General features: G+C 69.7%; 11 protein-coding genes. 8 read left to right on the forward strand and 3 right to left on the reverse strand.

The window, feature by feature from the left end:
* Nucleotides 1–7: 7 nt before the first annotated feature.
* The gene (locus tag LO762_RS21675) at nucleotides 8–820 is read right to left on the reverse strand and encodes a phosphatase PAP2 family protein (RefSeq protein ID WP_255687594.1); all 813 of its coding nucleotides are present in this window, start codon (nucleotides 818–820) and stop codon (nucleotides 8–10) included.
* 73 nt (nucleotides 821–893) lie between these two features.
* On the opposite strand from LO762_RS21675, the gene LO762_RS21680 reads away from it, so the two are divergent.
* Entirely contained in the window at nucleotides 894–1,568 is a 675-nt protein-coding gene (locus tag LO762_RS21680; protein WP_230617689.1) for an HAD family hydrolase, read from the forward strand.
* Nucleotides 1,569–1,812: 244 nt separating this feature from the next.
* On the opposite strand, the gene LO762_RS21685 is transcribed toward LO762_RS21680, so the two are convergent.
* A complete protein-coding gene (locus LO762_RS21685; protein WP_230617690.1) occupies nucleotides 1,813–2,400 on the reverse strand; it encodes a TetR/AcrR family transcriptional regulator in 588 nt (195 codons plus the stop codon).
* Nucleotides 2,401–2,518: 118 nt separating this feature from the next.
* On the reverse strand, nucleotides 2,519–3,160 hold the full coding sequence (lepB, locus tag LO762_RS21690; protein WP_230617691.1) for a signal peptidase I: 642 nt from the start codon (nucleotides 3,158–3,160) through the stop codon (nucleotides 2,519–2,521).
* A gap of 495 nt (nucleotides 3,161–3,655) precedes the next feature.
* Here lepB and LO762_RS21695 point away from each other — a divergent pair, with 495 nt between their 5' ends.
* The 7 genes from LO762_RS21695 (at nucleotide 3,656) to LO762_RS21725 (ending at nucleotide 8,121) form a co-directional block, all read left to right on the forward strand.
* Nucleotides 3,656–4,294, forward strand: coding sequence for a hypothetical protein (locus LO762_RS21695; RefSeq protein ID WP_230617692.1), 639 nt, complete (start codon nucleotides 3,656–3,658; stop codon nucleotides 4,292–4,294).
* Between the two features lie 135 nt (nucleotides 4,295–4,429).
* Nucleotides 4,430–4,894 carry a DUF6114 domain-containing protein gene (locus LO762_RS21700; protein ID WP_230617693.1) on the forward strand — a complete coding sequence of 155 codons (465 nt, stop codon included), beginning with the start codon at nucleotides 4,430–4,432 and terminating at the stop codon, nucleotides 4,892–4,894.
* On the forward strand, nucleotides 4,891–5,640 hold the full coding sequence (locus LO762_RS21705) for a DUF6230 family protein (RefSeq protein ID WP_230617694.1): 750 nt from the start codon (nucleotides 4,891–4,893) through the stop codon (nucleotides 5,638–5,640). Before LO762_RS21700 ends, LO762_RS21705 begins: the two co-directional genes overlap by 4 nt.
* A 28-nt stretch (nucleotides 5,641–5,668) precedes the next feature.
* Nucleotides 5,669–6,160: a DUF6114 domain-containing protein gene (locus LO762_RS21710; protein ID WP_230617695.1), complete on the forward strand. Its 492-nt coding sequence runs from the start codon at nucleotides 5,669–5,671 to the stop codon at nucleotides 6,158–6,160.
* A complete protein-coding gene (locus LO762_RS21715; protein WP_230617696.1) occupies nucleotides 6,157–6,759 on the forward strand; it encodes a hypothetical protein in 603 nt (200 codons plus the stop codon). The genes LO762_RS21710 and LO762_RS21715 overlap by 4 nt, the downstream gene beginning before the upstream one ends.
* Complete coding sequence (locus tag LO762_RS21720; RefSeq protein ID WP_230617697.1) at nucleotides 6,756–7,445, forward strand: DUF6230 family protein; 690 nt, start codon at nucleotides 6,756–6,758, stop codon at nucleotides 7,443–7,445. Before LO762_RS21715 ends, LO762_RS21720 begins: the two co-directional genes overlap by 4 nt.
* A gap of 121 nt (nucleotides 7,446–7,566) precedes the next feature.
* A complete protein-coding gene (locus tag LO762_RS21725) occupies nucleotides 7,567–8,121 on the forward strand; it encodes an EF-hand domain-containing protein (protein ID WP_230617698.1) in 555 nt (184 codons plus the stop codon).
* The last annotated feature ends 202 nt before the right edge of the window (nucleotides 8,122–8,323 follow it).

Consider the following 8,323-nt stretch of genomic DNA (forward strand, 5'->3'; position numbering starts at 1 on the left):
CGCGCCCTCAACGGCGCGGCACGTCCCGCACGACCGGCAGATCCACCACCGTGTCCCGCACCGCGTGCGGCACCGCACCCCGCGCACCCGGCACCGCCGCGTGCCGCCCACCCGCGCGCGGCGCGAAGAACGACAACGGCGTCAGAACGAACGTGTACACGTGCCCCAACGGCGCGGCGAACACCAGCATCAGCGCGGCCACCGCCATCCCGCCCCACACCGCGCCCGCCACCACGTCATGCGGATAGTGCACCCCCACCAGCACCCGCAACACCACACCCGCCACCCCCAACGGCAGCGTCACCCACGCCAGCCGAGGCCGCGCCACCGCGAGCCCCGCGGCGATCCCCATCGCGATCACCGAATGGTTGCTCGGAAACGACCAGTCACCCACCGCCGGACAGTGCGCCGCCACCTCCGCCGCCACCACCCGGCACGGACGCTCCTGCGCCACCACCACCTTCACCACCTCACTCAACCCGTACGCCGCCGTCGACCCCACCACCACCAGCGACAACGCCGCCAACCCCACCACATCACGCCGGAACAGCGTCACGAACGCCACCACCGTGTACAGCACGACAAGGCCGATCAACGTCGCGTCCGTCGCGACCTCCAACACCGGCCCCACCCACGACGGCGACCCCGCCACCCACCCCACCGCCGACGCGTACACCGACGCCGACACACCCTCCGCGACCCGCACCGGCGACCCGCCGCCCCGCGGCGCCAACACCGCCACCGCACCCGCGCCCACGACCAGCGCCGCCGTCGCACCCGCCAGCCGACGACCGACCTCACTCCCATACCAGATCCCCATGAACAGCGATTGTACGAACCAAACCACCCCACCAAACACAAACCCAACAACCCGCCGACGCTACCCTCGAACCATGATCAAAGCTGTGCTCTGGGACGTCGACGACACACTCTTCGACCACACCACCGCCGACCGGCACGGCATCATCGGCCACCTCACCGAACAGGGACTCCCCGCCGACACGGCGGCCCTCACCCGCTGGCGCGCCCTCACCGAAGCCGCCTACGCACGCTTCGAAACCGGCGAACTCACCTTCCAGGAACAACGCCGCGAACGCGCCCGCGCCTACCTCGGCCCGCGCACCACCGACGCCGAAGCCGACGCCTGGTTCGCCCGCTACCTCACCCACTTCGAAGCCGCCTGGACCGCCTTCCCCGACGCCGCACCCACCCTCACCACACTCACCGCCCACCGCCACGCCGTCCTCTCCAACTCCACCACCCCGCTCCAACACCGCAAACTCACCACCCTCGGCCTCCGCCACCACTTCGAGTTCCTCGCCTGCTCCGACGAGACAGGCCACGCCAAACCCGACCCCGCCGCCTTCCACCACGCCGCCCGCACCCTCGGCCTGCCACCCCACCACATCGCCTACGTCGGCGACCGCCTCGACCTCGACGCCCAGGCCGCCACCGCCGCCGGACTCCACGGCATCTGGCTCAACCGCACACCCACCACAACCCCACCGCCCGACACCCACCACATCACCACGCTCTTTACCCTGCCCGACCTCCTCAAAACCCTCTGACACCCACTCCGCGACCCGCGCTCGACCCCGTGCCGGGCCCGCGCCATCGACGCACGGCCGCGCTCCGCGTCGATCAGCCCTTCGGCCCGGCCGACGAACGCGCCGCTGAACCTGGGCCCCGTCTCCCGGCCACCCTTCTGACGCGGGCGCCGGCCTGCCGGGGCACCGGCAGCGCACGCCGCCCCGGAGGCCCGGCGACCGAAACGCCTGCCAGACCCGCCTCTCCCTGCCGCGTTCGCGGCCGCTAGAGGCCGGGTTCCGGGCTCTCGGTCGGCTGGGCGGCGCTGACGGCGATGCGGATGAGTGGGCGGAAGAGCCTGCCCAGGGCGGCGGCCGTGTCTTCCGGGGTGCCCGAGGGCAGCGCGGTGTGGCTGAGCGCGAGCCGGATTCCGTTCTCGACGACCAGGTTCACGTCGGCGAGGTCGAGGAAAGGCCAGATCTCCCTGATCGCGGTCGTCAGTGTCTCGCCGGCGAGGATCATCACGGGCGCCCCGTGCGTGGACAGCAGCGACAGGAACTCGTCGCTGCCATGGTCAAGGACGGCCTTGCGGATGGGGTTGGTCGCCGCGGACACGAGGAAGACGCCGAACGCGGCCTCGATCGCGGCCGCCGGATCACCGGACTCGCGCCAGAGCGCCTCCACGACGGTCGTGACCAGGCGTTGTGTCTCGCGCAGCACGTACGCTTGGGCGAGTTCGTCGCGTGATCCCAGAAGCTGGTAGATCGTCTGCCGGTTGACCTCGGCGCGTTCCGCGACGTCCGCCATCCGGATCACGCTCCAGGGGCGTTCGCTCAGCAGCTCGCCGACACTGTCGAGGATCGCTTCCCTCATGCGTGATTGCACTTGTTGCGCGTACTTGTTCCGCGGCCGACGACGCTCGCGGATCGCGGGATCGCTTGACTGGTGCGTGGTCACGACGGCATCGTCGCACAAACCAGCGAAAGCGCTGTCATAGCGGGGGATTCTCCACCAGTTCCAGGACCGGCCGTCCCCCCACCTCCCGAGGTTCCGACAGCGGCCAGACCCGGAATCCCACTCGCCCTCGGACCGTCGCCGTCTCACCCCATCCGTAGGTGCGCGAGTCGTCGGACGCGTCCGGGTTGTCGCCCAGATAGAAGAAGCGCCCCGCGGGCACGACTTGTGCGCGGGGGTCCCCGGAACGGCCGCCTTCCCTGGTGCAACAGTTACTGATCTTGTTCGCCCTGCTCGGCCGGTACGGCGTGACGACCCGGTACCACGCACCGGCGCCGCCCGGCTGGACCAGCACCTGGTGGGCGTCCTCCGGAACCGAAGCGATCATGACCCGGTCTCCCGGGAGACCGATCACGCGTTTGACGATGGGGGAGCCACGGCCGGGCGCCTCCAGGAGGACGACGTCGAACCGGCCTGTCCGGCCGGCGGTGTTCGGCGTGACGAACAGGCGCTGGCCGTCGGCCAACGTCGGGTCCATGCTGTGGCCCTCGACCCGCACGCTCAGCACCGTCACGGCCAGGGCGGCGAAGGCGGCGAGCACGGTGAGGATCGCGACGAGCGCGCCGCCCGCCTTGAGCAGCCGAGGGGCGATCCGCCCCCTCGTCCCGCGGTGCTTCATACGATCCTCTTTCGCGGTCTTCGCGGGTGACCCGACGGTTCCGAACGTCCGGGGCCATGACCGTACTCCATGGGCGATCGGTGGCGAAACACCGGTTTGACCGGCATCGGCAAGCGATCTTGATGTCGGGTGGCGATCCTCGAACGTCAACCCGGAACCGAACACGTTCATGTTCTGAGTTCGGACACGGAAGCCCTTTGTGTCGCGGAATCGACAAGATCTTGCCCCAAGTCGTTACAACTGGCACAGACATTACTCTTGTCGCACCGGTGTGACGCGTGGCACATTACGGACACGTTGTGGAGGCCCAGCCGACGACCGGCTGGTTCGGGGGGCCCTCAAGGCGGCACCCGGTCCGAGCGACCGGCGGTCCCGCGCAAAGCGCACGGGACATCGCGGATGGAGGAACGCATGGAGTCAGCGGAGGCTCAGGGCGTGACCAGATGGCGCAGAAGCGCCATCGTCGGTATCCCGTCCATGCTGATCATCGGATGCATGGCCACAGCCATGGTGCAGGGCGCGCTCGCCGCGAACCTGTCCCTCACCAACGTCCCGTTCTCGCTCTCCTCGGACACGATGGCCGCACCGGGCGGCATGGCCGTCGTCATGACCGGCATCGGCAGCGACGGCGACACCGCGACCGGCGCGGCCGCCGAGGTCGGCGTCCCCAAGGCGGGACTCGACGGCATCTGCGTCCACGCCACCCAGTCCGTCAAGATCGGCGGACTGGATCTCGGAACCTACTCGCTCAACATCTCCTCGCCCGCCACCGGCGCCACCGCCAGCCAACTCGCGTCAGGCGCGGCCGGTCTCCAAGCCAACAACCTGATCCTCAACGCCCAGTCCGTCACCGCGGCCAAGGCGACACTCGACAACGCCGGGGGCACCGCGCCACCCACCACGATCGGCGCCTCCGCCGACTCGATCAACAGCGGAACGTCCGGAATCAAGGACGGCGCCGCCGGAGCGTTCGGCCTGTCCGCGACCGGCGGCCAGGCGACCGTCGAGAACCTGCTGGCCAGCGCCAACGGAGCCACCCTCGGCGGCTCCATCACCCTGCCCGACCTCAGGATCGCGCTGGCCGTCGGCGACACCCAGGGAACCGGGGCCGGCCAGACCGCCAGCGGCTGCTGACCCCCCGGCACGACGCCCGGGGGGAGGAGCCGACTCGCATTCGGCTCCTCCCCCCGGCTCACCCTACGCCGCACACCAAGCCGACCGAAGGCCCTCCGGCCACCCGACGCCCGCCAAGCTCCTGAGAGAGAATCCATGAACACACCTGCCAAGGGCGCGCAAAGCCCCCTCAGCACAGGCCGCCTGGCGTTTCGCGCCTGGCGGCGGCGACGCCCCCTCTGGGCCGCGATCTGGACGGCGCTGGGCGGCTTCGTCATCTTCTACCTCCCGCTCGCCCCGGTCGGAAAGCTGCTCCACGTGGGCGTCGGCGGCATGGGCGGCCTGGCCGTCGGCGCCATCCTCATGGCGATGGCGCTGTTCATGGCGTTCCTGCCCGACCAGCGGCACGTCGCCGGAGTCATCACCTGCATCCTCGGCGTCGTCTCCTTCCCGCTGACGAACCTCGGCGGGTTCTTCGTCGGCATGGGACTGGCGGTCCTCGGCGGCTCGATGGCCTTCGGCTGGCTGCCCAACAAGCCGCAACGCAAGTGGCGCATGTTCCGCCGCGTCACCCCCGCCGTGCTCACCCCCGCGACACCGAGGGACCTGACGAGCAAATGATCATGTCGGCCCACACCAAGCAGGCATACCACCGCGCCCGCGCCGCGCTCCGGAACTGGAACACCGCCCTCCTCCAGGCGGACGCCGATCGCGACGTCAGGAACGGAACCCGATGGGGACGCGCAGGGATCTTCCTCCTGCCGACGGTCCTCTCCATCGGCGGACTCGGCTCCCTCATGGCACAGGGCGTCCTCGCCGCCGGCTTCAACGTCACCAACACGGCCTTCACGCTGACCTCCAACGGCGTGACCGGATCCGGCTTCGGCGCCGTCCTCAACACACCGACCGTCGAGGCCGCCGACGGATCCACCTCCACCAACATCGGCATGGCGCGCGTCAGCTTCTCCTCCGCCCAACTCGCGGGACTGTGCGGAATCGTCCACCAGAAGATCGCCGGCCTCCAGTACTCGCTGATCATCACCGCGGGACAGGACGTGGCCGCCACCGCCCCCACCGACTTCACCACCGACATCGACGCCTCGAACCTCTCCCTCGAAACCACCGGGCTGAAGGCCTCGGCCACCTCGCTGACCAACGCCGTCCTCGGCGCCTCGGCCGACGAGGTGAAGGTCGGCGGCGCCGGTCTCGCCGGTGCCGTCCCGGGCGGTTTTGGACTCGACGCGTCCCAGGGCAGCGTGAGCATCGCCGGCCTCAACGCCACCGCCTACACCGCCGAGATCGCCGGAACCCTCGGCCTGCCCGGACTTGAACTCAGCGTCGTCGCGGGGAGCGCGACCCATTGCTGAGCGGCACCACAACGCTTGGAGCGACAACGTGACGACCTCTCACACGGAACCGCAGGACCTCCTGCCCCGCCCGGCCACACCGGGCCCGAGCCGTCGGCGCGCCGCCACGCGCCGCGCACGGCCGACGGGACCCCTCGGCCGGGCCTGGCGGTGGTTCCGCGCGTTCAGGCGCAGCCGTCCCTTCTGGGGCGGGGTCTGGTTGACGCTCGGCGGATGGATGATCCTGCGGCTCACCCTGGCTCCCGTCCAGACCGCGGTGACGACAGGGTTCAACGGGATCGCGGGATGGCTCGTCGGCGGCGGCATGATCCTCTGCGGGCTGATTCCGTGGGCGGCGCCGTCCCAGCGCTACACCTTCGGCGTCATCGGCACGATCCTGGCGGTGGTGTCGCTGGTCACCTCGAACATGGGCGGCTTCCTGCTCGGGATGCTGTTCGGCGTCGTCGGCGGCACCCTGATGGTCGCCTGGGGAAAGAAGAAGCCGAACCGCGGGCGGCCGGTGGCGAGGACAGGCCGATGAGGTCGATTTCTCTCGTCATCACGCTTTTTGTGGCTCTGGTGGTCACCGCCCTCGGGCCGACCCGGCTGGTGTCCGAGGCGCGGGCGCTGGCCGCCGCGCCGGCGCCCCTGAACACACCGTTCCTGCCGGCCTCGGCACCGATGCGCGTCACCATCGCCAGCCTCACCGCCGTCAACCTCTCGGTCACCACCAATGTCACCATCCGGCTCGCCGACAACACGACGGTCACGACGAACAGGTACACGTTCCAGAAACTGTCGCTCAACAGCAACACCGTCATCACGAGCAACAACGGCACGTCGACCGTGACGGTCAGAGTGCCCGGATACGGCTCGCTCGGCGGAACCGACAGCGCCGGAAAGCCCCAGACGACCGTCATGTGGGGGAACATCAGCAGGCTCTGCGTGACCGTCATCCTCCAGATCTGCGGCATCCAGGGCCTGCTCAACTTCTTCGGCTCCCTCATCCCGCTGACGGCGGGCGCGTCGGGCTTCATCGGCGACATCTACGCCATCCGCACGATGGACGACCACGCCGAGCTCAGCGAGACCCAGAACCCCGTCCATCTGCCCGGCAGCCTGACCGTGACCACGCCATGACCGAAGACGAGGAATGTTCCTACGGCACCCGCTGGGGTGTGGCCCTGTGCGCCTTCCTTCCGGCGGCGCTGGTGGTCGGCTGCCTGGGCGCGCTGATCTCCACCGGCGCCCTCGCGGCGGGCCTGGTCGTGCAGGGCGGTTCCATCAACGTCGCCACCAGCAGCGTCTACGGAACGAACTTCGGCGCCGCCCTGGTGGACCAGACCGCCAAGCAGGCGGACGGCACCACCAAGACCGTGCACGTGCTCCGGTTGGGCTTCGCGAACGGACAGATCAACGGCCTGTGCCTGACCCAGCGGCAGTCCTTCCTCGGCGCGACCTACACGGTCATGATCAAGCTGGGTGACTCCGACCCCGCCACCTGGGAGATCACCACGAAGAACGTCGTCATGGACATCCAGCGCGTGAACGGAACCCTGGACATGGACGGCGTCGTCGACCTGAACGTCAACGGCCCCGACGTGACGACGATCAGGGACGCCTCGGGGAACGTCGTTCCCAACCCGCTCGACAGCCCGCAGAACCGCTTCGGCATCCAGGGCCGCTACGCCAAGTTCGACCAGATCACCGGCGACATCCAGGACCTGCAGATTCCGGGGGTGTTCAACTCCCCCAGTCTCGACATCACCATCACCCCCGGCGTCAGGACCTGCCCCGCGCCCGCGGCGCCTTCCGGCACCCCGTAGAGCCGCGGAGGCGCCCTGTTCGGGGGGTGCGTTATTGCGCTATGTAGTCATATGGGTACTATGGGTGTGCTGCCGGGGGTGGACGCGGTGGCCTGGAAACGTGACGAAAGCGAGCAGAACGATGACCATGACTTCGGCGGACCCGATCTCGTTCAAGGTGGACGCGCTGTTCCGGGCGACGGACGCGAACAGCGACGGCGTCATCGAGTGGAACGACCTCGGGCGGATCGTGGACCGCTACCTGACCGCCTACAAGATCGACCGGAACGACCGCAAGGCGTACGCGCTCCTGGCCGCGTACCAGATGTACTGGTTGGAGCTGCTGCGGCACGCCCACGGGCAGGACCGTCTCAGCAGCGAGCAGTACCACGCCGCCACCCGCGCGCTCGTGGTCGACACCAGCCGCATGAACATGGTCGAGGGCCTGCCGCACGCCGTCTTCGACATCATCGACACCGACGGCGACAACACCATCAGCAGGGCCGAGTTCGCCAAACACCTCGACGTGTGGGGGCTCGGCTCCCCCACCTCCGGCGAGGTGTTCGCGCGCCTCGACACCGACGGCGACGGCGAGATCAGCCGCCACGAGTTCATCCGCGCGGTCCGCGAGTTCTACTACGCGCCGGACCTCGACTCGCCCGGCAGCGTCTTCTTCGGGGCACTCCCCCGCGTCTGACCCGGACGGCGAACCGGAAACCCGGAGCCGCCCGTCACGCCCCCGGGCGCGGCGGGCGGCTTCAGCCGTCCCCCGGGGCGGCGGCCGCGACGCCGACTGTCCGGGCCACAGCGGATCATCCCCGCCCACACCCTCGCGTTCGCGGCGCCGCTACCGACCGCGGGCTCCCTCACCGACCGGACGGGCCTGCGCCTGGGATCGC

The sequence above is a fragment of the Actinocorallia sp. API 0066 genome (assembly GCF_020991275.1).
Classification (GTDB): Bacteria; Actinomycetota; Actinomycetes; order Streptosporangiales; family Streptosporangiaceae; genus Actinocorallia.